At 67.3% G+C, this 22,946-nt stretch carries 18 protein-coding genes; 8 read left to right on the top strand and 10 right to left on the bottom strand.

The window, feature by feature from the left end:
- Positions 1-158 precede the first annotated feature (158 nt).
- Positions 159-1,502 carry an MFS transporter gene (locus tag HBF26_RS07915; RefSeq protein WP_167124813.1) on the bottom strand — a complete coding sequence of 448 codons (1,344 nt, stop codon included), beginning with the start codon at positions 1,500-1,502 and terminating at the stop codon, positions 159-161.
- Between the two features lie 143 nt (positions 1,503-1,645).
- Here HBF26_RS07915 and cyoA point away from each other — a divergent pair, with 143 nt between their 5' ends.
- The 6 genes from cyoA to HBF26_RS07945 all read left to right on the top strand — a co-directional run bounded on the left by cyoA (position 1,646) and on the right by HBF26_RS07945 (position 7,726).
- On the top strand, positions 1,646-2,719 hold the full coding sequence (gene cyoA / locus HBF26_RS07920) for a ubiquinol oxidase subunit II (protein ID WP_240151252.1): 1,074 nt from the start codon (positions 1,646-1,648) through the stop codon (positions 2,717-2,719).
- Between the two features lie 49 nt (positions 2,720-2,768).
- Positions 2,769-4,763: a cytochrome o ubiquinol oxidase subunit I gene (gene cyoB / locus HBF26_RS07925; protein WP_167124815.1), complete on the top strand. Its 1,995-nt coding sequence runs from the start codon at positions 2,769-2,771 to the stop codon at positions 4,761-4,763.
- A gap of 52 nt (positions 4,764-4,815) precedes the next feature.
- On the top strand, positions 4,816-5,391 hold the full coding sequence (gene cyoC / locus HBF26_RS07930) for a cytochrome o ubiquinol oxidase subunit III (protein ID WP_208382077.1): 576 nt from the start codon (positions 4,816-4,818) through the stop codon (positions 5,389-5,391).
- Complete coding sequence (cyoD, locus tag HBF26_RS07935; protein ID WP_208382024.1) at positions 5,388-5,801, top strand: cytochrome o ubiquinol oxidase subunit IV; 414 nt, start codon at positions 5,388-5,390, stop codon at positions 5,799-5,801. The genes cyoC and cyoD overlap by 4 nt, the downstream gene beginning before the upstream one ends.
- Positions 5,798-6,583, top strand: coding sequence for an SURF1 family protein (locus HBF26_RS07940; protein WP_167124819.1), 786 nt, complete (start codon positions 5,798-5,800; stop codon positions 6,581-6,583). Before cyoD ends, HBF26_RS07940 begins: the two co-directional genes overlap by 4 nt.
- Before the next feature lie 204 nt (positions 6,584-6,787).
- Entirely contained in the window at positions 6,788-7,726 is a 939-nt protein-coding gene (locus HBF26_RS07945) for a DUF535 family protein (RefSeq protein WP_167124821.1), read from the top strand.
- A 101-nt stretch (positions 7,727-7,827) separates the two neighbouring features.
- On the opposite strand, the gene HBF26_RS07950 is transcribed toward HBF26_RS07945, so the two are convergent.
- Genes HBF26_RS07950 through HBF26_RS07960 form a run of 3 tightly spaced genes read right to left on the bottom strand, consistent with a single transcriptional unit; the run spans position 7,828 to position 11,896 of the window.
- Positions 7,828-10,281 carry a TonB-dependent siderophore receptor gene (locus HBF26_RS07950; protein WP_167124824.1) on the bottom strand — a complete coding sequence of 818 codons (2,454 nt, stop codon included), beginning with the start codon at positions 10,279-10,281 and terminating at the stop codon, positions 7,828-7,830.
- 38 nt (positions 10,282-10,319) lie between these two features.
- Entirely contained in the window at positions 10,320-11,336 is a 1,017-nt protein-coding gene (locus HBF26_RS07955; RefSeq protein ID WP_167124826.1) for a FecR family protein, read from the bottom strand.
- Positions 11,333-11,896 carry an RNA polymerase sigma factor gene (locus HBF26_RS07960; protein WP_240151253.1) on the bottom strand — a complete coding sequence of 188 codons (564 nt, stop codon included), beginning with the start codon at positions 11,894-11,896 and terminating at the stop codon, positions 11,333-11,335. Before HBF26_RS07960 ends, HBF26_RS07955 begins: the two co-directional genes overlap by 4 nt.
- A 213-nt stretch (positions 11,897-12,109) precedes the next feature.
- Between HBF26_RS07960 and HBF26_RS07965 the strand changes: the two genes are divergently transcribed.
- Positions 12,110-13,801 carry an ArnT family glycosyltransferase gene (locus HBF26_RS07965; protein ID WP_167124828.1) on the top strand — a complete coding sequence of 564 codons (1,692 nt, stop codon included), beginning with the start codon at positions 12,110-12,112 and terminating at the stop codon, positions 13,799-13,801.
- Between the two features lie 113 nt (positions 13,802-13,914).
- On the opposite strand, the gene HBF26_RS07970 is transcribed toward HBF26_RS07965, so the two are convergent.
- Positions 13,915-14,538 carry a YrbL family protein gene (locus HBF26_RS07970; RefSeq protein WP_167124830.1) on the bottom strand — a complete coding sequence of 208 codons (624 nt, stop codon included), beginning with the start codon at positions 14,536-14,538 and terminating at the stop codon, positions 13,915-13,917.
- A 129-nt stretch (positions 14,539-14,667) separates the two neighbouring features.
- Between HBF26_RS07970 and HBF26_RS07975 the strand changes: the two genes are divergently transcribed.
- Entirely contained in the window at positions 14,668-16,575 is a 1,908-nt protein-coding gene (locus tag HBF26_RS07975; RefSeq protein WP_167124832.1) for a sulfatase-like hydrolase/transferase, read from the top strand.
- A 63-nt stretch (positions 16,576-16,638) separates the two neighbouring features.
- Here HBF26_RS07975 and HBF26_RS07980 read toward each other — a convergent pair whose 3' ends face one another.
- The 5 genes from HBF26_RS07980 to HBF26_RS08000 form a co-directional block, all read right to left on the bottom strand.
- Positions 16,639-18,252 (bottom strand): ABC-F family ATP-binding cassette domain-containing protein, encoded by a 1,614-nt coding sequence (locus HBF26_RS07980; RefSeq protein WP_167124834.1) that lies wholly within the window; start codon positions 18,250-18,252, stop codon positions 16,639-16,641.
- A gap of 122 nt (positions 18,253-18,374) precedes the next feature.
- Complete coding sequence (locus HBF26_RS07985) at positions 18,375-20,111, bottom strand: response regulator (protein WP_167124836.1); 1,737 nt, start codon at positions 20,109-20,111, stop codon at positions 18,375-18,377.
- An 81-nt stretch (positions 20,112-20,192) separates the two neighbouring features.
- Positions 20,193-21,068: a helical backbone metal receptor gene (locus HBF26_RS07990; RefSeq protein WP_167124838.1), complete on the bottom strand. Its 876-nt coding sequence runs from the start codon at positions 21,066-21,068 to the stop codon at positions 20,193-20,195.
- Complete coding sequence (locus HBF26_RS07995) at positions 21,065-21,853, bottom strand: ABC transporter ATP-binding protein (protein WP_167124841.1); 789 nt, start codon at positions 21,851-21,853, stop codon at positions 21,065-21,067. Before HBF26_RS07995 ends, HBF26_RS07990 begins: the two co-directional genes overlap by 4 nt.
- Positions 21,850-22,911 carry a FecCD family ABC transporter permease gene (locus tag HBF26_RS08000; protein WP_167124843.1) on the bottom strand — a complete coding sequence of 354 codons (1,062 nt, stop codon included), beginning with the start codon at positions 22,909-22,911 and terminating at the stop codon, positions 21,850-21,852. The genes HBF26_RS07995 and HBF26_RS08000 overlap by 4 nt, the downstream gene beginning before the upstream one ends.
- Positions 22,912-22,946: the final 35 nt, after the last annotated feature.

The raw sequence follows: 22,946 nt of genomic DNA on the forward strand, positions 1-22,946 counted from the left end.
GGACGCCCGGCGCGGCAAGAGATGGGTAGGAGCGCGCCTTGCGCGCGACATGTTTTGAGTCCGTGCCCGGGAGCTGGCGCGCCAGCTCAAAGCCACCGCGAAACGATGTCGCGCGCAGGGCGCGCTCCTACGGGAGCCGCCCAGGTCACCCTCGGGGCTTACGCCTTGTTCTTGTCGGTTTCCAGCGCCCGGTTGATGCGCAGGGCCAGCAACGTGCAAGCCACGCCGGAGAGCAGGTAGAGGCTGACCGCGCCCAGGCCGAAGCGCTGGGACAGGCCCAGGGCCACCAGCGGCGCAAAGGCGGCGCCCACCAGCCAGGCGAAGTCGGAGGTCAGGGCCGCGCCCGTGTAGCGGAAGCGGCGGGCGAAATTGGCGGTGACCGTGCCGGCCGCCTGGCCGTACGACAGGCCCAGCAGCGCAAAACCGATGACCAGGAAGGCGTCCTGGGCCACCTTGCCGCCGCCCAGCAGCCACGGGGAGGCGATGGCGAAGAGGCCGATCAGCACGGCCATGGTGCCGAGCGTGTTGCGACGGCCCACCTTGTCGGCGATGACGCCCGAGGCCACGGTGGCCAGGATGGCCACGAAGGCGCCCACGATCTGCACGATCAGGACGTTGTTGATGTCCTGCGAGCGGGTGAGCGAGATCCACGACAGCGGGAAGATCGTGACGATGTGGAACAGGGCATAGCTGGCCAGGGCCGCGAAGGCGCCGATGAACAGGTTGTACCCCTGGGCCCGCACCATCTCGATGATGCCGATGGGCTCGAGCTGGCCTTCTTCGAGAAGCTGGGTGTATTCCTCGGTGACCACCAGGCGCAGACGGGCGAACAGGGCCACCACGTTGATGGCGAAGGCCACGAAGAACGGATAGCGCCAGCCCCAGCCGAGGAAGTCTTCACGCGACAGCTGGGTGTTCAGGAACAGGAACAGGGAGGCGGCGATCAGGAAGCCCGTGGGGGCCCCCAGCTGGCCGAGCATGGCGTACCAGCCGCGGCGGTGCTTGGGGGCGTTGAGCGACAGCAGGGAGGGCAGGCCGTCCCAGGAGCCGCCCAGCGCAATGCCCTGCAAGAAGCGCAAAACGGCAAGAATCACAATCACCGCGTAGCCGTGCGAGGTGTTCGCGGGCAGGAAGGCGATACATACCGTGGAGGTGCCGAGCAGGAAGAGGGCGGCGGTAAGCTTGGTGCCGCGGCTCCAGTTGCGCTGGATCGCCATGAACAGGGTGGTGCCGATCGGCCGGGCGATGAAGGCGAACGAGAAAATGGTGAAGGCCAGCAGGATGCCGTCCAGCTGGTTCAGGAACGGAAAGAACACCGACGGGAACACGAGGACGGACGCGATGCCGTACGTGAAGAAGTCGAAGTACTCCGAGGCGCGGCCGATGACCACGCCCACGGCGATCTCGCCGGGCGCGACCGCCGCGTGGCTGGTCTGGTGCTGGCGCCGGACGTCGCGTTCGGCGCCCTCGGCGGCATGGTGATCGGCGTGTGAAATCGACATCGTATTCGGCCCGCTCGGGGAAGGTGGATGGCAGGATAGCCAAGGATCGCACTACTCGGCTTGCAGGGCCATGGGACAAAGTGTCCTATGGTGGCCGCGAGCCGTTCGGCGTATTTTTTCGTGTCCCCACGGTTGCCTCCATCATGCGAATGTCCATGAAGATGTTGCGCGGATTACTCGTCCCCGCCCTGGCCCTGCTCTTGTCGGGCTGCGACGCCGTGCTGCTTTCCCCGTCCGGCGACATCGCCCGGCAGCAGCGCGACCTGATCATCATTTCCGTGGTCCTGATGCTGATCATCATCGTCCCGGTGATCGTGATGATCCTGGCCTTCGCGTGGAAGTACCGCGAGTCCAACAAGGCGGCCCATGCCGAATACGATCCGGACTGGAACCACTCCACGGTGCTGGAGCTGCTGATCTGGTCGGCCCCGCTGCTGATCATCATCGCCCTGGGCGCCGTCACCTGGACCAGCACGCACAAGCTCGACCCGTACCGTCCCGTGGACCAGATCGACCACGCCCGCGCCCTGGCGCCGAACACCAAGCCGCTGGTGGTCGAGGTCGTGGCGCTCGACTGGAAATGGCTGTTCCTTTACCCGGAGCAGGGCATTGCCACCGTGAACGAGATGGCCGCGCCGGTCGATCGTCCCATCGAGTTCCACATCACCGCCTCCACCGTCATGAACGCCTTCTTCGTCCCGTCCCTGGCCGGCATGATCTATGCCATGCCGGGCATGGAAACGAAGCTCAACGCGGTCATGAACAAAACCGGCGATTTCGAGGGCATTTCGGCCAACTACAGCGGCGCCGGCTTCTCCGACATGCGCTTCCGCTTCCACAGCCTGTCCGACGCCGACTTCCAGGCCTGGGTGGCCAAGGCCAAGGCCAGCGGCACGGCCCTGGGCCGCGAGGACTACCTGAAGCTCGAGCAGCCCAGCGAGAAGGAACCGGTGCACTACTACGCCTCGGTGGCCCCGGGCCTGTACAACGCCATCCTCAACCGCTGCGTCGAGTCCAACCGCATGTGCATGAGCGACATGATGGCGCTCGATGCCCAGGGCGGGCAGGGCATCGTCGGCACCTACAACGTCACGTCGCTCGATGCAGCCACGCGCACGCGGGTGGGCATTGCCGACGACAAGCGCTACGTGGGCGCCCTGTGCGTCGCCAGCAATGCCGGCGGCCAGCCGATGACGCCTGCCGGACGGCCGCTTTGAGCGCCCCGGCTTCCAACGAACTCAAGCCTTGCCGAGCCCGGTAATGAACATGCCCGATCTAGCCAAACTGATCTTCGGACGCCTCACCCTCGAGGCGATTCCGTACCACGAGCCGATCCTCATCGGCACCTTCATCGCGGTGGCCATCGGCGGCATCGCGCTGCTGGCGCTCATCACGAAGCACAAGCTCTGGGGTTATCTGTGGAGCGAGTGGTTCACCAGCATCGACCACAAGAAGATCGGCATCATGTACATGGTGCTCGGCATCGTGATGCTGCTGCGAGGCTTCTCCGACGCCATCATGATGCGCGCCCAGCAGGCCATCGCCTTCAACGGCAATCCCGGCTTCCTGCCACCGCACCACTACGATCAGATCTTCACCGCCCACGGCGTGATCATGATCTTCTTCGTGGCGATGCCGCTGGTCACGGGCCTCATGAACTACGTGGTGCCGCTGCAGATCGGCGCGCGCGACGTGGCGTTCCCGTTCCTCAACAACTTCAGCTTCTGGATGACCGTGGCGGGCGCCATGCTCGTCATGGCGTCGCTGTTCGTGGGTGAGTTCGCGCGCACCGGCTGGCTGGCCTATCCGCCGCTGTCGGGCCTGGCACAGAGTCCGGATGTCGGTGTCGACTACTACATATGGTCGCTACAGGTGGCCGGCGTCGGGACCACGCTATCGGGCATCAACCTGATCGCCACCATCGTGAAGATGCGCGCCCCGGGCATGTCGATGATGAAGATGCCCATCTTCACCTGGACCTCGCTCTGCACCAACGTGCTGATCGTCGCCGCCTTCCCGGTGCTGACGGCCGTGCTGGTGCTGCTCTCGCTCGATCGTTACGTAGGCACCAACTTCTTCACGAACGACTTCGGCGGCAACGCCATGATGTACGTGAACCTCATCTGGATCTGGGGCCACCCCGAGGTCTACATCCTGGTGCTGCCGGTGTTCGGCGTGTTCTCCGAAGTCACCTCCACCTTCAGCCGGAAGCGCCTGTTCGGCTATGCGTCCATGGTGTATGCCACGGTGGTGATCACGGTGCTGTCGTACCTCGTGTGGCTGCACCACTTCTTCACCATGGGCTCGGGTGCCAGCGTCAACTCGTTCTTCGGCATCACCACCATGATCATCTCGATCCCCACGGGCGCGAAGATCTTCAACTGGCTGTTCACCATGTACCGCGGGCGCATCAAGTTCGACGTGCCCATGCTGTGGACGGTTGGCTTCATGGTCACCTTCGTCATCGGCGGCATGACCGGCGTCATGCTTGCCGTGCCGCCGGCCGACTTCCTGCTGCACAACAGCCTGTTCCTGATCGCGCACTTCCATAACGTGATCATCGGTGGCGTCATCTTCGGCTTGTTCGCGGGCATCAACTACTGGTTCCCGAAAGCGTTCGGCTATCGGCTCGATCCGTTCTGGGGCAAGGTGTCCTTCTGGTTCTGGCTGGTCGGTTTCTGGGTCGCCTTCATGCCGCTGTATGTCCTCGGCTTCATGGGCGTCACCCGCCGCATGAACCACTTCGAGGACCCGTCGCTGCAGATCTGGTTCCAGATTGCCGCCTTCGGCGCCTTCCTCATCGCGCTCGGCATCGGTGCCTTCCTGGTGCAGCTCTGGGTCAGCTACAAGCGCCGCGACGAACTGCGCGACGTTACCGGCGATCCGTGGCACGGCCGCACGCTGGAGTGGTCCACCTCGTCGCCGCCGCCGGAATACAACTTCGCGTTCACCCCGGTCATCCATGACATGGACGCCTGGTGGGACATGAAGGAGCGCAACGCCGGCCGTCGCCTCGAAGGTTACCTGCCCATCCACATGCCGAAGAACACCGGCGCGGGCATCATCCTCGCGGGCCTCGCCTTCGTGTTCGGTTTCGCCATGATCTGGCACATGTTCCTGGTGGCCGGCCTTGCCTTCGTGGCCCTGATCGTCACGGCCATCGGCCACACCTTCAACTACAAGCGCGACTACCACATCCCCGCCGACGTCGTGGCACGGACCGAGGCCGCCCGCACGGAAGAGCTTGCCGCCCATGTCTGATATGCACGCCACGCCTTCCGCCGCCATCGCGGAACAGGACATCGAATTCTGGATGTCCAAGGACCACCACCCGGCCAACGGCACGTTGCTCGGGTTCTGGATCTACCTGATGAGCGACTGCCTCATCTTCGCCTGTCTGTTCGCCACCTATGGCGTGCTGGGGCGGAGCTATGCGGGCGGTCCGTCCGGTGCCGATCTCTTCGACCTGCCGCTGGTGGCGGTCAACACCACCATGCTTCTGCTGTCTTCCATCACCTACGGCTTCGCCGTGCTGGAGATGCAGAAGAACCGCCGCGGCACGATGATGGCCTGGCTTATCGTCACCGGGCTGTTCGGTGCGGCCTTCCTCGGCATCGAGCTCTTCGAGTTCGCACATCTGATCCACGAGGGCGCCGGTCCGCAGCGCAGCGCGTTCCTGTCCTCGTTCTTCACCCTGGTCGGCACCCACGGCCTGCACGTGACCTTCGGCATCATCTGGCTGATCACGCTGCTGTTCCAGGTGGGTCGCTTCGGCCTTACGCCCGCCAACAAGCGCCGCATCATGTGCCTGTCGATGTTCTGGCACTTCCTCGACGTGGTCTGGGTTGGCGTCTTCACCTTCGTTTACCTGATGGGAGTGCTGCCGTGAGCGCGCACATCGAATCGCACGACCACCACGACGCGCACGATCACCACGAGCACGACGACGGCCACGCGCCCAGCACGCTGAAGGGCTACATGATGGGGTTCTTCCTCGCCGTGGTGCTAACGGCGATCCCCTTCTGGCTGGTCATGGACAAGGTCATCCCGAACTCGCAGACGCTGGCGGTGGTGATCCTCACCTTCGCGGCGATCCAGATCGTGGTGCACATGGTCTACTTCCTGCACATGAACACGAAGGCCGAAGGCGGCTGGAGCATGCTGGCGCTGATCTTCACGCTGGTCATGGTGGTGATCACGCTGTCGGGCTCGATCTGGGTCATGTACCACATGAACTCGAACATGATGCCGGGCATGTCGCACGAGATGACCGAGCAGCAGGCCAAGAACCTGCCTTGAGCGCGCGCGTGGACACGGGTAACGACAAGCAGACGCCGCGCCCACCGCGCGGCGTCTTCGTTCTGGGGTCGCTCGCGCTGCTCGGTGCGGTGCTGTTCGCCGGCTTCATGGCGCTGGGCACGTGGCAGGTGCATCGGCGGGCATGGAAGCACGACCTCATCGCTCGCGTCGACGCGCGGGTACACGCGCAACCGGTGGACGCGCCGGCTCGCGGCCAATGGCCGGTCGTGAGCGCGGCGAACGACGAATACAGGCGGGTGCGACTCACGGGAACGTTCCTGCAAGACAAGAGCGTGCGTGTGCGTGCCAGCACGGAGCTGGGCATGGGCTCCTGGTTGCTGACGCCGCTCCGGCTGCGCAATGGCGACGTGGTGCTGGTGAACCGCGGCTTCGTGTCGCCTGGCTGGTGCGGCGGCAAGGCCACGTGCACGCCCGGTCCGTCCGGCGAGACCACGATCTCCGGGCTGCTGCGCATCAGCGAGCCGCGAGGCGCCTTCCTCCAGGCGAACGATCCGGCCAACGACCGCTGGTATTCCCGCGACGTGGCTGCCATCGCGGCTGCGAAGGGCCTGGACCACGTGGCTCCCTACTTCGTGGATGCCGACGCGGCCTCGTCTCCCGGCCGTGGCGGTGGCGACGACGGCCCCGTGGGCGGGCTCACGGTGATCGCCTTCCCTGACAACCACCTGATGTACGCCATCACCTGGTACGCGCTGGCCCTGCTGACCTTGCTGGGGGCCTGGATCGTCTGGAAGGACGAGCGGCGCAAGCGCGGCGCTTGAGGCAGCCCCATCGCCGCTGAAGCGGCTCCCACACAAAGCTCGCAGCATGCGGCGGCACTTGGGCCAGTATGGGGTGCCAGCGTGTGTCGTAAGCAGCGGGATCGTCCGTCGAACTGTGGGAGCCGGCTATCTGCCGGCGATCCCGCGGCAGCGGGCCATCTCGCAGTGGATTTCAATTTTTCGAGCCTCGCACGTCTTGTAGGCATGCAGTCCCGATATCAGCACAGTGCGCCTTACGACGACCTCGCCCTGGGTTGGCCTCAGGAGCGCCCCGAGCGCGGCCCTCTCGCGCTGGTTCTCGACCATGCCCGCCGGCGCGCGGCGCTGCGGCGGTTGCGGCCGATGCCCGAGCGCCGGCTGACTTACCTGCTGCGCACCCTTGCCGCCTTCCGACGCCAGGCCCAGTGGCTGCGCCTCGTCGGGGCGTCCCGCACGATGCGGGCGGCGGCCGAGTCCAACCCGCGGGTGTACGAGCGCTGGCAGTCGCACTACATCTCGCGGTCTTTCGACCTGGCGACCCGTGCGCGGCTCATCGAGGCGCACTATCGCTTCGTGGCGCGCGAGTTCCCGGAGCGGCTGCGCAGCCGCCTGCTGAAGGGCCACGACGTGCGCCTGGCCACCCTGCCGTTAGGCGGGGGCGAAGTGGCCTACCTGCACGCGCGGGCACCCGAGCACGAATGCACGGGCGAGCTCGGCCTGTTCCTCCTGAACGGCGACAAGGAAGTGATCTCCTCCTGCACCATCACTTTTGGTGGGGATGACGGGCTGCTCATCGGCGCGGTGCGGGGCTCCTGGGCCTACCTCGGCCGCGGTGCGATCGCGCGATTCACGCGCGCCACCGGCGGCGTCCGCCCACGCGACCTGTTGCTGTCGGTGGTGCGCGCGCTGGCCGGGCATTACGGGTTCGCACGGTTGCGCGGCGTGGGCCATGAGGCGCATCCCCTCGATCGTCGCGCCGGCGTTACCGTGGCGGCGTATGACCGGTTATGGCGGCGTCACGGGGGTGTCGTAGGTGACGACGGTTGCTACGACATTCCCCTTGTTGATGGACCGGCCGGTTTCGCCGGGAACGATGCGTTTCGCAGGGAGGCATGCGATGTCGCGCTGAAGACGTTCGGCAAGTCCGCGCCGGTTCCCACATAGGGCAGGCTGGCATTTGTGGGAGCCGCTTCAGCGGCGATGGGTGCTCGTGGCAAGTTTGCCCGCTGCCGCGGGATCGCCGGCGTAGCCGGCTCCCACAAAAATTAAAAGTCGTAGACGCCGGTGAGGAGTACCACGCGGCCTTGCCGGATCGGCACGAAGGTCTCGTCGAAGTTCACCGCGTAGAGCGTTCGCGCGAAAAGGTTCTTCACGCCGAGCGTCACGCGCCAGTTCGAGCCGTAGCGCGTGACGTTCGTCTCCACGCTTGCCTGGCCAGGAATGCCGAAATACTGGCCGTCCGCACTCGTGCGGCCCAGACTGCGGCTGCGCGCCAGCACGCCGGCTCCTACGCCCCACGGTTTCAGCGGGCCCGCGCCGAAACGGTAGCTTGCCCATACCGCAGCCTGGTGCTTCGGTGCGCCGGTGGGGCGGGTGTCGTCGTTGTTGCGGATGCGCGCCTCGGTGAGGCTGGCCAGCACGTCCAGCCCGGGCGCGATCCGTCCCGCGAATTCCACTTCGAGACCGCGGTTGGTCTGGCCCGGCCCTGGCGTGGCGAAGAAGGGCGGTTCCGGCGATACCAGATCCACGCTGTGGTCCACACGGATGCGGTAGAGCGCGGCCGTGAGCCGTGCACGCTGGTCGAACAGGTCGAACTTGCCGCCGACCTCCAGCTGGCGCGACGTCGCCACGGGCAGGGGTTGGCCGTCCTTGCCCAGCAATGGGTCGGGTTGGAAACCCGTGGACGTGTCGGCATAGAGAGAGACCTCCGGCGACACCTTGTAGACCACGCCCAGCTTCGGTATCCAGCGCGATTCGTCCACGCGGCGCGGCGACCCGTCTTGCCAGCGCGTGTCCAGGCGATAACTGGTGCGACGCAGGGCGGCAAGCAGGTTCCAGCGATCGGCGATCGCCACCTGGTCCTGGAAATACAGCCCGGCGTTCGTCTGCCATGAACCGCCCAGGTGCTGCACCGTGGTGTCGAGCGGTGCAACAAACGTGTCGAATTTCTTCGAGAAGGCATCCGTTGCACGCAGGAAAGCGACCGGCCGCGTGACGATCACCGCACTGCGGTTGCCGTCGTCCACGACGTCGCCTTCCTCGATGCTGCCGCTGCCGTTGTCGCCGGCGTGCGTGCGCGCCAGGTCGAGGCCCACGAGAACGTTGTGGGTGACATTGCCGTGGCGGAAGCTGGCGCTCAGGTCGTTCTGCCAGGTCCAGTAGGTGCCGGAATAACGGAAGCTGCGCGCCACGGCATCCAGCGAACCGACGAAACCGGTGGAGAGGTAGGACAGACTGCGGCCGTCGCTGCGCTGGCGCACGTATTGCCCCTGGCTGTGCAGCGTCCAGTCGCCGCCGAACTCGTGTTGCAGTTCGAACACGGCGCGGCTCGTGCGGAAACGCGAGACGTCGTTGGGATCGTCGCGGGTGCGCGTCGCGAGCGTCGCGGTGGACACCGTGGGCCCGAAGAGCACCGAGTGGTCGGGGCCGGGAACCCGGTTGTCCACGTATTCCAGACCCGCCATCACGCGGGTGTTCGCGCCCTGCCAGGCGAGCGACGGCGCGAGGTACGCGCCGCGCCCTCCGCCATAGCCTTGCGGAGTCTTCTCGCCGCGCTGTCCGGCGGCCACGAGGCGATAGCTCAGTGCGCCGTCGCGCGATGCCGCGCCCGCCAGGTCGACGCCGAGCCGTCCGCCATCGTATTCGCCGAGCGAGTAGGTGAGGGTTCGCACCGGGTCCGCCTGCGGACGCTTCATCACCACGTTGATCGAACCGCCGAAATTGTTGTTCTGCGACGCGTCGCCCAGGATGGCTTCCGGCCCGCGCAGGACCTCGACGCGCTCGATACCGATGAGCGGCGGAAGATCTTCCGTGCGCGCGATGCCGTTGGGCATGCCATCGGTCAGGCCGTGCCCCGCGTCGAATCCACGAATGAGGAACAGCGGCGAGCCACCGTAGCCATCGACGTACTGCACGCCGGCCACATAGCGGGCGACGTCGCCGATGTCGACCGCCTGCTGCGATTCGATCACGTCCCGTGTCACCACCGTGACCGATTGCGGCACGTCCGCCAGCGCCGTTTCCTGGCGCGTCACGGTGCGGGTGGTGTCGGCCTTGAAGCCGGTGTCGGACACGAGGCCCTGCACATCGACGGTGGCCAGGGGCACGACCGTGGTGGGGTCGAAGGGCGCCACCGGGTCGACGGGCGTGGGGGTGGCGTCGTTGGGATTCTGCCGCTGCCTTACGACCACCGTGCGCGGGTCGTAGCGCTCGCGCTCCAGGTCGGTGCCCTGCAGCAATTCGTCCAGGGCGGCATCGGGTGTGAGGACGCCATGGGCGCCGCCGGAACGCCAGTTGGCGATGGAACCGGACGCGGTGAGCACTTGCACGTTGGCCTGCTTGCCCCACGCGAGAAGCGCCGTGGCGAGGGGCTGCGGGGCAATGGCGAAAGCCATGGCGGGAGGACCGCTGTCGCCGGAGCCCTCGGCGGCACCGGCGGCCCGGGCGACGAGGGCCAGCGCGAGCGCGCCGGTGAGTACGCGCCGACGCCCGCGAAGCATGTGTTGCAAGACCAGCGGCCCCAATGGGTTCTACATGTTCAGCGCGGTCGGGCACCCCGCGCGGCGGTCGTCTGGCGTGCCAGCTCCAGTCGGTCGGGATAGGCGTCGACGCGGACCGGGAACACCCGCGGGAGTGCCGCCACCCAGCTGTCGATGGTATCGACCTGGACGGTGCCGGTAAACGTCATCCGGCCCAGCGACGGATCGGCGAGGCGGATGGGGCGGGCGCTGTAACGGTTCACGTTTTCCACCACCGAGGACAGCGGCTCGTTGACGAATTCAAGCCGATGGCCGCGCCAGGCCGTGGCGGTGGCCGGATCGACGTCCAGGATGCGCATGGCCTGGGTTTCCGGATCGAAGGACACCTCCCGGCCGGCGCCGAGTTCGACGGTGGCGGCATCGCCCTGGCCCGCCAGCGGCGAGACCCGCACCCTGCCTTCCGTGACTGCGACGGTCACCCGGTCGCCGGTGCGGCGCACATTGAATGCGGTACCGAGGTCGCGAATGCGCAGCGGCCCGGCGTTCACCACGAACGGGCGCTCGGCATGGGCCACGCGGAAGAAGGCCTCGCCGGATTCCAGGTCGATGGCGCGTTCGTCGCGCCCGTAGCGTGCGGTGACCGACGTGGCGCCGCCCAGTTCGATGCTGGAGCCGTCCGGGAGATCGATGTCGCGATGGCCCGCGCGCTCGCTGGTGTATTGCTGGGGAGCGCCGGACAGGCCGGGGCGCAGTCCGAGGAAGAGGCCTGCCCCGAGCACGACCAGGGCGACGGCGGCGGCCAGGCTCAGCACGAAGCGCGAGGGGCCGCGGCGGCCACCGCGGGCGGAGGCGAAGCGGCCTACGAATGCGCTGCGCGTCGCGGCGTCCATGGTGGAGGCGGACTCGGCCAGGGCACAGGCACGGTCGAAGGCGGCGGCGTGGCGGGGGTCGGCTTCCAGCCATTCGCTCCATTGCAGGAGGGCCGGTTCGGGCAGGGCCGGATCGCGCAGGCGTGCCCACCAGTCGGCGGCGGCATGCTCGATCTGCCGGTCGAAGGAATAAAACGTGGCGGTCATTGGGAGTTCTCCGCGTGGTCGCGGCGTTGGCGGCAGTGCGCCAGGGCATTGCCGACGTGGTAGCGCACCATGCGCTCACTGAGGTTCATCTCACGGGCGATGGCGGCGAAGTCGCGGCCGTCGATCACATGCATCACGAAAGCCCGGCTCGTCTTCGGCGGCAGTTCGTCCAGGGCCTGGCGCAAGTCGCGCCACTGTTCGTGGGCCGAGGTGTGCTGTTCCGGCATGGGCGTGACGTGCCAGTCGTCGTTGTCCGGATCGGCCGGCGCGGTGGCCCGGACGTTGCGCATGCGCAGGCGGTCCACGGCCAGGTTTGCCGCGGCTCGGAAGAGAAAGGCGCGAGGCGAATCGATCTTCGTGCCCTCGTCGAGCGAGAGCAGCTTGAGATAAACCTCCTGCGCCACCTCCTGTGCGTCGGCCAGCGAGTTGAGCCGTACGCGAAGGAATGCGACAAGGGCCGCGTTGTGCTCACGGAACAGGGCGACCACCTGGGCCGCCCGCGTACCCGGCGGGGACGCGCCCGTCTCCGATGGATCCATGGTCTGCCTGACTGCGTTCATGGGGCGGTAACTAATGGTCGCACGGTGGGAAATCGGCGCCCGTACGGGCAGGGACGAACGCCGATTTCCGCACCGGCGAAACCCTTAGACGTCCCAGCCCCGAAAAATTGAAATGGGTGCCTGCCGAATTCGCGCGACGCCCGCTAAGGAAACGATAGGGCAGGTGACGCGACGGTCCGTTAGGATGCGTCGATCATTCGACCAGACCCCGCCATGCCTCCCATCGACGAACGCTCCTCCCGCCGCGAGTTCGGCTGGTTCATGCTGATCGCCCTGGTCGTGCTGGCGGCGGGCATCGGCCTGCGTTCCCCCTGGCCGCCCGACGAGCCGCGCTTCGCCCTGGTGGCCCGGCAGATGCTCGAGTCCGGCCAGTGGCTGTTCCCGCACCGTGGCATCGAGCTGTATTCGGACAAGCCGCCCATGCTGATGTGGACGGAAGCCTTCTGGATGTGGCTCACCGGCGGGTGGCGCGGCGCCTTCCTGCTCACGTCGCTCCTTTCCGGCCTGGGCACCCTGGCCCTCGTCTGGCACCTGGGGCGCCGTCTCTGGAACGATCGCGTGGGCCTGATCGCCGCCACCCTGGTGCTGGCGACCATGCAGTTCGTGGACGTGGTCAAGCACGCCCAGATCGATCCGCTGAACCTCTTCTGGATCACCCTGGGCAACACCGGCATCCTGCTGCACTGCCTGCGCGGCCCCAACTGGCGCATGTACTGGCTGGGCTGCTTCGCTGCCGGCCTGGGGGTCATCACCAAGGGCGTGGGCGTCATCGCCCTCTTCATGCTGCTGCCCTATGCGGTCATGCGGATGCGCCAGTGGCCCGGGGTCGTCCGCACGCAAGGCGACGGCTGGCGCTGGGCGGGCGGCGCAGTGGCGTTCCTGCTGGCCATCGCGTTGTGGCTTGTACCCATGCTCACGGCCGCGTACGGGCTGCGCACGCCGGAATACCTGGCCTATGTGCAGGACATCCTGTTCCGGCAGACGGCCGAGCGCTATGCCAATTCCTGGCAGCACGAGGAAGCCCCGTGGTTCTTCCTGGTGGTGATTCTCCGGGAGTGGATTCCCACCTGGCTGCTGTTGCCCTTCGTCGTGGCGGGCTGGCGCGCTGCCCTGCGGTTGCGCGACCCGCGCGTGTGGTTGCCTCTGGCGTGGGTTGTGCTCGTGCTGGTGTTCTTCTCCATACCCAGTGGCAAGCGTGCCATCTACATCCTGCCCGCGCTGCCCATGCTGGCGCTGGCGATGGCGCCGGAGGTGGCCGCGCTGCTCAAGACCCGCTGGCTGCCCCGCGTCGCGTTCGGCATTGCTTCCGTCTGTGCCGTCGTCTTCGTCGGGGTCGGCGCATGGGCGCTGCTCAAGGCGCCCAAAGCCGCGCGGCGGATCGCCGAGGGCTACGAGCTGCCCGGCCACGGCGAGCCCTTGTGGTGGTGTGTGATCGCCGTGGGCGTCGGCTTCCTGGTCGCGGCAGCGGTGTTCCGGCCGCGCCGTGGCGTGGCCGCGTTACTCGCGGGCATCGGCCTCGGCTGGATCATCTGGCCCGTGGGCACCTATCCCTTGCTGGACGCGAACCAGTCCACCCGGCAGTTGATGGAAGAGGCCGATCAGCGCATCGGCCCGGACGGCCAGTTGGGTCTGGTCCTCTGGCGCGAGGAACTTCTGTACCAGGCGCGCCGCCCGGTGGCCGAGTTCGGGTTCGCGCGCGACGCCGCGGACCAGCTCCGAGACGGCCGGGCCTGGCAGGCCGCCGATCCGGCGCATCGCTGGTTGCTGATCAACGACGAAGCGCTCGATGCGTGCGTAGTGACGGAGAAAGTGGTGCCGCTGGGCGTCGCGAACCGCACCCGGTTCTCGCTGCTGCCCGCGGACGCGTCGAAGCCCGGCTGCGTTCCGACTGCCCCGAAGCCGTAGGAGCGCGCCCTGCGCGCGACAGCTTTTCGCCCCTGTTCCCGGCCTGGCGCGCCAGCTTCCAGGCATCCGCGAAAAACTGTCGCGCGCAAGGCGCGCTCCTACCGGGCTGGCAGCTACGCCGATGTGGGCGCTTCCGCCTTTGTCCTCCGCACCATCCGTTCGTACTTCTTCTTCGTGCGCGATGCGTTGTGCGCGCGGCTCATGGAGCAGTGCGGGATGATGTTCTTCTCGCCGAAGCCGTCGATCATCACCAGGCGCGGTCCGCCGCGCGAATCCTCGCCGTACACGACGTTCCATGCATGAAGATCGGCGGCGATGGTGTCGTGCGAGAGCAGTCGCGCGTAGAACGCCTCCAACTCGGCCTGCGTCTTCCCGGTGAACCCCTCGGCCTTCACCCAGTCGTGCAGCGTCGGCGCGAGCCCGCCGTCGGGTGCGCGCACCTTCTCGACGATCTGCCCCAGGCCGATGTCGGTCATTTCCAGTCCGACCACACGGGCGATGGGGGACGTGGCATAGCCCCCCACGTAGATGCCCGTGACGTATTCACGGAACTCGCGGACGAAATCCTTGTAAGGTCCGCTGCGCGCCATGCGGCGGTACCACGGGGCCTTGTTCCAGCGCTCTTCGATGGAGCCGCTGGCGATCACCTTGATCAGCAGATCGGCGTCGTCCGGGTGCTGGTACACCTCACGGACGTGCCCGGTGGCGATCGGCGTGGCCTCGGCCAGTCTGAACATCGTCGGTCCTCGCGCGGCGGCCGAAAGGCCCCCGTAAGTTGTCGAAAAGACCGTCAGTGTAAAGTCTCAGGCCTGTAACATGCCTCTTTCACGCGTGGCGGCTGCCGCGCCCACCCCGGACCACTCAACGTGCGCAAGCTTACCTGGCGCTTCATCGTCGCCGCCCTCGTGTTCCTGACCCTGTCCCGCGTGGGGCTTTCGCTGTGGCAGTGGACCCGCGTCCACGACGCGGGCGGGCTGTGGCCGATCCTCCTTGGCGGCTGGCGTATCGATCTTTCTCTGGTGGCCATGATTGTCGCCTGGCCCGCGCTGCTGTCGCCCTGGCTCGGGCATCGCGCCTGGCCCACGCGCATCGCCGCGTGGTGGCTGCGCTTCTGGTGGCTGGCCTTCGTGCTGCTGGAAGTGTCCACACCCCAGTTCATCGTGGAATACGACACGCGTCCGAACCGTCTGTACTTCGAGTACCTGACCAGCCCGAACGAAGTGCTGGCGATGCTCTGGCACGGCTACAAGGTGGTGGTGGCCGGTGCGCTCATCGTCTTTGCGTTGGTCGGGTGGGTGGGCTTCCGCCTGTTGCCCACGCGTCGTCCCGACCCTGTGCCGATGCGCGGTTGGCTGCGCCCGGTGGCGACGGTGCTGGCCTTCGTCGTCCTTTTCCTGGCCGGCCGCGGCACCTTGCAACATCGTCCTTTGAACGCGTCGCAGGTGGCGTTCACCAACGACGCGATGGTGAACGCGCTGCCGCTCAACTCCCTTTACAGCGTGCTCAACGCGGCCATCGCTCTGGGCAACGAGCGCTCGGCGTCCGCCGTGTACGGCAAGATGCCCGAAGCCGAGATGCAGTCCATCGTGCGCGCCACCGCCGGATTCGAAGGCGCGCCGCTCGATCCGCAATACCCGAGCCTGCACCGCCAGCAGGCCACGCGGCAAGGCGACAAGCCGCTCAACCTCGTCATCATCCTCGAGGAAAGCCTCGGTGCGCAGTTTGTCGGCAGCCTGGGCGGCGCGGGCTACACGCCCGAACTCGACAAGCTGTCGAACGACGGCTGGTGGCTCACCCGCACGTATGCCACGGGCACGCGCAGCGCGCGCGGCCTGGAAGCGGTGACCACCGGGTTCCTGCCCACGCCGGCCGAGGCCGTGCTGAAGCTGCCGCGCAGCCAGCGCGACTTCTTCACCCTGGGCGCGCTGCTGGATACCTTCGGTTACCACACCCGGTTCCTTTACGGCGGCGAGGCGCACTTCGACAACATGCGCTCGTTCTTCTTCGGCAACGGGTTCAACGAGGTCGTCGACCGCGCCACCTTCAAGACGAAGCCGGCCTTCGTCGGTTCCTGGGGCGCGTCCGACGAGGACATGTTCAACGAACTGCACCAGCGCCTGCTCGACGACGGCGACAAGCCGACCCTGACCGTCGCCTTCTCCGTATCCAATCACACGCCGTGGGAATACCCTGCCGGCCGCATCAAGCCGGAAGGCGATCCGGCGAGCAACGCGAACGCGGTGCGCTACGCCGACTGGTCCATCGGACAGTTCTTCGCCAAGGCGAAGCAGTCGCCGTACTGGAACCACACCGTGTTCCTCGTGGTGGCCGACCACGACGCGCGCGTGTTCGGCGCCAGCCTGGTGCCGGTGCGCCACTTCCACATCCCGGCGCTGATCATCGGCGCGGGCGTGCCGGTGAAGAAGGACGATCACATCGTCAGCCAGGTGGACCTCGCGCCGACCCTGCTCTCGCTCATCGGCATCAGCAGCGAACACCCGATGCTCGGCGCCGATCTCACCCGGCATTACCCTGACCGCGCCATCATGCAGTACGGTGACAACTACGGTTATCTCAGCAAAGACACCCTCGTGGTATTGCGCCCGAACCAGCCTGCCGCGCAGTACCACTACACGGTGGAGGGGGAGAAGCTGGAACCGGAGGCGGTGGACCCGCAGCTCGAAAAGGTGGCGCTGGCACACGCGCTGTGGCCGAGCTGGGCCTACGGACACCAGCGATACCGCCTGCCGCAGGCCATCGGCAAGAAGGACTGAGCCCGCCGGACCCGGCACTGCGCGACTACCTCGTGCGCAACCTGCGCCTCGGCGGCAAGGCCCTCACCATGGCAGCAAGCGCCAGCCCTCCGGCGTCGGCGACAGCCGGTCCGTGAGGGCAAGCCGGTCGAGGAACGCCTCGTCGTGCGATACGACGACGAGTGCACCCTCGTACTGCATCAGCATCGCCTCCAGGGCTTCCAGCGAAGCGATGTCCAGGTGGTTGCCCGGTTCGTCGAGCAGCAGCAGCTCGGGCGGCGGCTCCGCCACCAGCGCCTGGGCAAGGGCCGCTTTCAGGCGCTCGCCACCGCTGAGCGAGCCCGTCGGTATACCGATCTTCCGCGCGTCCAGGCCGAGCAAGGCAAGGCGCAGACGCAAGGTGTCCTCGGCGACCGAAGGCGCGGCCTCGCGCATCTGCACGATGAGTGGACGTGCCGGGTCCAGCGTGGCAAGGCGCTGATCGAGCCAGGCGACGCGCACGGGCACGTCGATGCTTCCGGACAGGGGCGCGATCCGCCCTGCGAGCACATGCAGAAGCGTGGACTTGCCGCTGCCGTTTCGACCCGTGATTCCGACGCGCTGGTTTCCCCTGAGCACCACATCGATGGTTCGCGCACCGCCACGCACGTGGGGGAGCACCACGTCCTGGAGCACCGCGACACGCCTGCGGGCAACCCGAGCGGTGCCGGGTACCAGCAGCGCGGGTGCCACGTCCTCGTTCACGCGGCGTGCCGCGTCAGCCACCTTCGCCGCAAGGGCTTCGCGAGTCGCTTCCCGCTGCTGCTCCAGCTTGCCGGCGGTCGCTTCGCTGCGGCTCTGCCTTCCACCGAGCATGATGCGCGGCAGGTTGGCGTCGCCGGCGTCGCGCCTGCCACGCGACTGTCGCCGCACCTGCCTTTCCTGTTGTTCGCGCATCGCCTGTTCGGCCCGTTTCCGTTCGAGCTTGCTCGCATCCAGCGAGCGCTGCGCAGCGTCCCGTTCCTGGGCGCTGGTTTCCGCATAGAACGCGTAACCGCCACCGTAGCTGCGCAACCCCTGTGGCGATAGTTCGACGATGCGCGCCATGTCGCCGAGCAATTCGCGATCGTGACTCACGACCAGCAACCCTCCGGTCCATGTGCGAAGCCAGTTGCGCAGTTCGCTTCGCGCCTCGCGGTCGAGGTGGTTGCTGGGCTCGTCGAGGATCAGGTAGTCGGCGCCGCACAGACGCGCGCCGAGCAGGCCGACACGCATGGCTTCGCCACCGCTCAGCGCGCTCGTACGCGCGTCGGGAGTGAGATGACCAAGCCCCTCGGCCTGCAATGCATCGAGCAGGCGCTCGCGCATGTCCCAACGCTCGTCCACCGCGTCGAAGTCGCGCTGATCGCTGCTTCCCGCTTCGATGCGTGCCAGCGCGGCGATGGCTTCGCCTACGCCGGCAAGCTCGGCCACCGAACTTGCACTGTCGTCGGCGGCACGTTGCGCGAGGTAATACGTGGTGGCGGCCCGCCCGATCCTGCCGCGCGCGGGCGCCTCGTGTCCGGCCAGCATGCGGGCAAGCGTGCTCTTGCCCACGCCGTTACGGCCGACGAGGCCCGTCGGGCGATCGTCGAACGATTCGTGGAGATCGGAGAAGAGCGTCCGGCCGTCCGGCAGGACAGAGGCGACGCCGTCCAGCGTCAGAAAGGTATTCGCCATGCGTTTTTTCCAGTCATGCCACACGTTCTCCCGAGGGGGAGAGTTCGTTGTCGGCCCGAAGATCGGGCGGGCATTACTGGCGCATCGGACGAATACCTCGTTGGATGATCTACGAAATCATACTACGGCATCACCTGCTCCACCATGCTCGCCAGCGCCGCCTGGGAATAGGGCTTCGCAAGGCGCGGGAGGTCGATCTGCGGTCCCGCGGGCAGATCGGCATAGCCGGTGGCAAGCACGATGGGGAGCGTGGGATACCGTTCGCGCAGCCGGATGGCGAGTTGCGTGCCGGTCATCTGCGGCATGGCGTGGTCGGTGATCACCAGGTCGACCGCGGCTTCCTCGATCAGGTTCAGCGCCTCCGCGCCGGAGCGCGCCGCGATCACGGCGTAGCCTAAGTCTTCCAGCATCTCCACTGTGGTCGCGCGCACCAGCTCGTCGTCGTCGACGGTAAGGATGCGCAGGGTCCGCGTCGTGGGAATGCGGCAGAAGGACGGCGCGGTGGCCGGCGCAGCGGGTGCGGCGGCCTGGAGCGCAGGGGCGGCCGGAAGCCAGATTTCCGCCGTGGTGCCTTCGTCCTTCTTGCTGCGCATCACCAATGCGCCGCCGAGCTGTTCGGCGAGGCCGTGCACCATCGACAGGCCCAGACCGGTGCCCTTGCCCACGCCCTTCGTCGTGAAGAATGGCTCGATCGCGCGATTCAACGTGGCTTCGTCCATGCCCGAACCCGAGTCCGACAACGACAGGCGCACGTAGTGCCCGGGGCGCACGGGTCCGTCCGTGTTGCGGACCCACTTCTCCGCGGTGGAAATGACGATCGTGCCGGCGCCGTCCATCGCATCGCGCGCGTTCACGGCCAGATTGAGCAGTGCCGATTCCAACTGGTTGGCATCGGCCTCCACGGGAGGAACGTCGGGGGCGAAGCGCGTTTCGACCACGATCGTGCCGCCGAGCGAGCGCTGCATCAGCTCCTTCATGCCCTCCACGAGCGCGCGCAGGTCCACTCGCTCGGCCTTCAGTTCCTGCTTGCGTGCATAGGCGAGCATGCGCCGCGTCAGCGTGCTGCCGCGCTGTGCCCCGGCCATCGCGTTGTCCAGCAGGCGAAGCAGCATCGGGTCCTGCGGCATGCGTTCGCGCAGCAGTTCCAGGCTGCCGTGCACGGCCATCAGCAGGTTGTTGAAGTCGTGCGCGATGCCGCCGGTGAGGTTGCCCAGTGCCTCCATCTTCTGCACCTGCATCAGCGCCTGTTCGGCCTTGCGGATGTTTTCCTCGCTGCGCTCCAGGGCGGCGGTGCGCTCCGCCACCTTCGCCTCCAGTTCTTCGCGGAAGCGCCGCTCGCTTTCGCGGACCTCCGCTTCGGCCAGCACGCGCTGGGTGGTCTCCACGACGATGGCGATGACGCCGGCCGGCGTGCCGTCCTCGCCCAGCACGGGCGAATAGTCGAGGTTCATCCAGACCGGTTCGGGTGCGCCGTGCCGGACCAGGGTCAGTTCCTGGTCCTTGTACGCCAGAGTTCCGCCGGCCAGGCCCACCCGCATCACGTTGTCGTTGAAGTCGGCGACCTCGGCCCAGCCCTTGCGGACTTCCGAGCCGAGCAGCGACGGGTGGCGGCTGCCGGCGAAGACGGAGTAGGCATCGTTGTAGATCATGATCCCCTTCTCGCCCCACAGCAGCACCAACGGCACAGGCGAAAGCAGCAGCAGCGCGGTAATGGAGCGCAGGCTCTGCGGCCAGGTTTCGATCGGCCCGAGCCCGGCAGCGTTCCAGTCGAACGCCCGGATCAGCGCCCCCGCCTCGCCACAGCCGTCGAGCCAGGCCAGGTCGCGGTTATCGGGCGGGGAGTTGCTGGGGGGCGTCATCGGGTCGATCCGTGCGAGTGGATGGCCGATGGAGTTTAGCCAAGGCAGATGTGACGAGGACCGCAACGCCTGGTGTGTCCGTTAAGGATGCTTCGACACCCGGCTGCGGGCTTCGTCGAGCACGCGACAGAGCGTGGTCACACCCGACAGTATCGAGGGGGAGGGCAGGGCCAGGGTCGGCGCGTCGAGGGAAAGCACGTTGCCGTTCCGCGCGGCCGGGAGGAAGCCCGTGCGCTTCCAATCGTCCAGGGCGCCGCCGTCGCCGCCGCCGAGGATGACGTCGGGGCGGCGGGCGATCACGGCCTCGCGCCCGACGGTGGGCGCGGCCTGGGTGAGGTCGGCGAAGATGTTGTCGCCGCCGCAGAGATCCAATGCGTCGTCGATGATCTGGGCGTGTCCGACGGTCATCAGGGGGCGGTCCCACACCTGATAGAAGACCCGCAGCCGCCGCTTCCCGGCGTAGGCGGTACGCAGGGTTTTCAGGGACGACTCGAAGGCGCGGGCGCGCCGTTCCGCCGTGTCTTCCGTTCCCGCCAGCACGCCGAAGCGCCGTACCGCGGAAGGAATGTCGGCGAGTCGTGTCGTTTCCGCATAGAACACGGGCAGGCCCAGGCGAACGAGCTTGTCGACCTGCGCGGCGGCGTTTCCGCTTTTCCACACGATGACGATGTCGGGCTTCAGGCCCACGATGCGCTCAAGGTCGATCATCGTGGCGTCGCCCACCACCGGCACCTTTTTCGCTTCCGCCGGGTATTCCGTGAACCGCGAGGTGCCCAGCACGTAGTTTCCCGCGCCAGCGGCGAACAGCGTGTCGGTGATGTTGGGAGCGAGGCTGACGATGCGCCGCGCGGGTGCGGGCAGCACGACGGTTCGCCCCGCGTCGTCGACCACGCTGACGGAGGCCACGGCCGGTGTGCAGGCAACGAGCAGGGCAAGGCAGGCGAGCAGGCGTTTCACGTGGAGGTTCCATGCAGCCGCGCGGCGCGAAAGAAGGGCTCGTTGCCGAGCAGCACGCCATGGATGGGATGGTGGAAGGCAGCGGTCAGATGCTCGCTGGTTATCACATCGTCCTTCAACCCCGCCAACGCACCGCCCTTGCCGTCGAGCAGCACGGCGTGCGTCGCATGCTGGAAGGCGAGGTTGATGTCGTGCACGGTGTAGACCACCGCTTTGCCGTGCACGGACGCCGCGCGCATCAGTTCGTGCAGCGTCTTCATCTGGTGGTGAAGGTCCAATGACGACAGCGGCTCGTCGAGGAGCAACACGTCCACATCCTGCGTGAACAGCGTGGCGATGTTCACGCGCTGGCGTTCGCCTCCCGACAGGGTGGTCACGTCGCGATCCGCCAGGGATTCCAGTTCGAAGGTGTGCAAGGCGTGTTCCGCCGGGCCGGTGTCGCGCTCTCCCCAAGCCCAGAACGGCAGGCTGGGATGACGTGCCGACATCACGGCTTCCATCACGGTGAGGCTGAACGCGTCCACGATCGTTTGCGGCAGGAAGCCACGCCGACGCGCGAGTTCGATGGGGCGATAGCCGGCGACGTCGCGGCCGCCCAGCAGCACGCGCCCGCCGTCGGCCGCACGCAAACCGGCCAGCGTGCGCAGGAGTGTGGATTTGCCCGCGCCGTTGGGGCCCAGCACGCACCACACCTGCCCCGGCGCCACACGCATATCCAGCGCCCGGATGAGCGTGCGGCCGCGCATCGACAGCGCGAGCGAGTCGGCGACGAGATCGAGGCTCATCGCCGCCGTACCAGCAGGAACATGAAGGTCGGGACGCCGATGACGGCCATCACCGCGCCCACAGGCAGCTGGATGGGGTCGGCCACGACGCGCGAGATGGTGTCGGCAACGGTGACCACGATGCCGCCGCCGATGGCGCAGGCGGGCAGAAGCACGCGCTGGTCGTTGCCGACGAGGCGTCGCAGTGCGTGCGGCACCACCAGGCCGACGAAGCCCACCGTCCCCGCCGTGGTCACGGCGACGGCGGTAGCGAGGGAAGCGACAACGAAGATGGCGGACTTGACGACATTCGGACGCACACCGAGTGCGCTGGCCGATTCTTCGCCGCGCATCAGCAGGTTCAGCTGGCGGCCGAGCGGCGCGACGAAGAGTACGCATGCCAGCAGCATGACCACGGGCAGCCACGCATGCGCCACGCCGCTCAAGTCGCCCATCATCCAGAAAAGCATGCCGCGCAGGTTCCTGTCGGGCGCGAGCACCAGCATCATGCTGACGATAGCGCCGAAACCTGAGGCGAGCATCACGCCGATCAGGATGAGGTCGGTGGAATCCTCGCGTTGCGCCGCGCGGGCGCGAGCGAGCAGGTCGCGATGGGCGAGCACGAACACGGTGACGCACGCGAGCAGCGCGCCGGCCGCGGCGCCCATGGCGGTGATCGCCGCTCCCGCTCCGGCCAGCATGGCGGCCAGCGCGCCGACGGCGGCACCGCCGGACAGGCCGAGCGTATAAGGGTCGGCGAGCGGATTACGCACGAGGATCTGCATGAGGCACCCGGACACCGCCAGCAGGCCACCCACGCCATAGGCCGCGACGGCGCGCGGCACGCGCAGCTCCCACACGATGGCGTGCATGGCGGTATCCGCGGGCGACACCAGCGCCTGCCAGGACGCGGCGATGCTGGAATCGGCACCGCCCAGAAGCACAGAACCCAACAGCACTCCCAGGCCGCACGCAAGCATCACGGCCCACAGGCGAAGGGCCGAGGCGAAGGTGGTCGTGCGGGGTAGCGCCGGCTCGCGACGGGCGGCTGCCAGGTCCGGGTGGTGTCGTCGATGCATGCCTCGGGAAGCGTAACATGAGGGGCTTCATCCGG

The organism is Luteibacter jiangsuensis (genome assembly GCF_011742555.1).
GTDB lineage: Bacteria > Pseudomonadota > Gammaproteobacteria > Xanthomonadales > Rhodanobacteraceae > Luteibacter > Luteibacter jiangsuensis.

Excerpts from the sequence above, each read along its gene's own strand:
- HBF26_RS07915 (WP_167124813.1), bottom strand. The coding sequence starts at position 1,502 with ATGTCGATTTCACACGCCGATCACCATGCCGCCGAGGGCGCCGAACGC.
- cyoA (WP_240151252.1), top strand. The coding sequence starts at position 1,646 with ATGCGAATGTCCATGAAGATGTTGCGCGGATTACTCGTCCCCGCCCTG.
- cyoB (WP_167124815.1), top strand. The coding sequence starts at position 2,769 with ATGCCCGATCTAGCCAAACTGATCTTCGGACGCCTCACCCTCGAGGCG.
- cyoC (WP_208382077.1), top strand. The coding sequence starts at position 4,816 with ATGTCCAAGGACCACCACCCGGCCAACGGCACGTTGCTCGGGTTCTGG.
- HBF26_RS07945 (WP_167124821.1), top strand. The coding sequence starts at position 6,788 with ATGCAGTCCCGATATCAGCACAGTGCGCCTTACGACGACCTCGCCCTG.
- HBF26_RS07950 (WP_167124824.1), bottom strand. The coding sequence starts at position 10,281 with ATGCTTCGCGGGCGTCGGCGCGTACTCACCGGCGCGCTCGCGCTGGCC.
- HBF26_RS07955 (WP_167124826.1), bottom strand. The coding sequence starts at position 11,336 with ATGACCGCCACGTTTTATTCCTTCGACCGGCAGATCGAGCATGCCGCC.
- HBF26_RS07960 (WP_240151253.1), bottom strand. The coding sequence starts at position 11,896 with ATGAACGCAGTCAGGCAGACCATGGATCCATCGGAGACGGGCGCGTCC.
- HBF26_RS07965 (WP_167124828.1), top strand. The coding sequence starts at position 12,110 with ATGCCTCCCATCGACGAACGCTCCTCCCGCCGCGAGTTCGGCTGGTTC.
- HBF26_RS07970 (WP_167124830.1), bottom strand. The coding sequence starts at position 14,538 with ATGTTCAGACTGGCCGAGGCCACGCCGATCGCCACCGGGCACGTCCGT.
- HBF26_RS07980 (WP_167124834.1), bottom strand. The coding sequence starts at position 18,252 with ATGGCGAATACCTTTCTGACGCTGGACGGCGTCGCCTCTGTCCTGCCG.
- HBF26_RS07985 (WP_167124836.1), bottom strand. The coding sequence starts at position 20,111 with ATGACGCCCCCCAGCAACTCCCCGCCCGATAACCGCGACCTGGCCTGG.
- HBF26_RS07995 (WP_167124841.1), bottom strand. The coding sequence starts at position 21,853 with ATGAGCCTCGATCTCGTCGCCGACTCGCTCGCGCTGTCGATGCGCGGC.
- HBF26_RS08000 (WP_167124843.1), bottom strand. The coding sequence starts at position 22,911 with ATGCATCGACGACACCACCCGGACCTGGCAGCCGCCCGTCGCGAGCCG.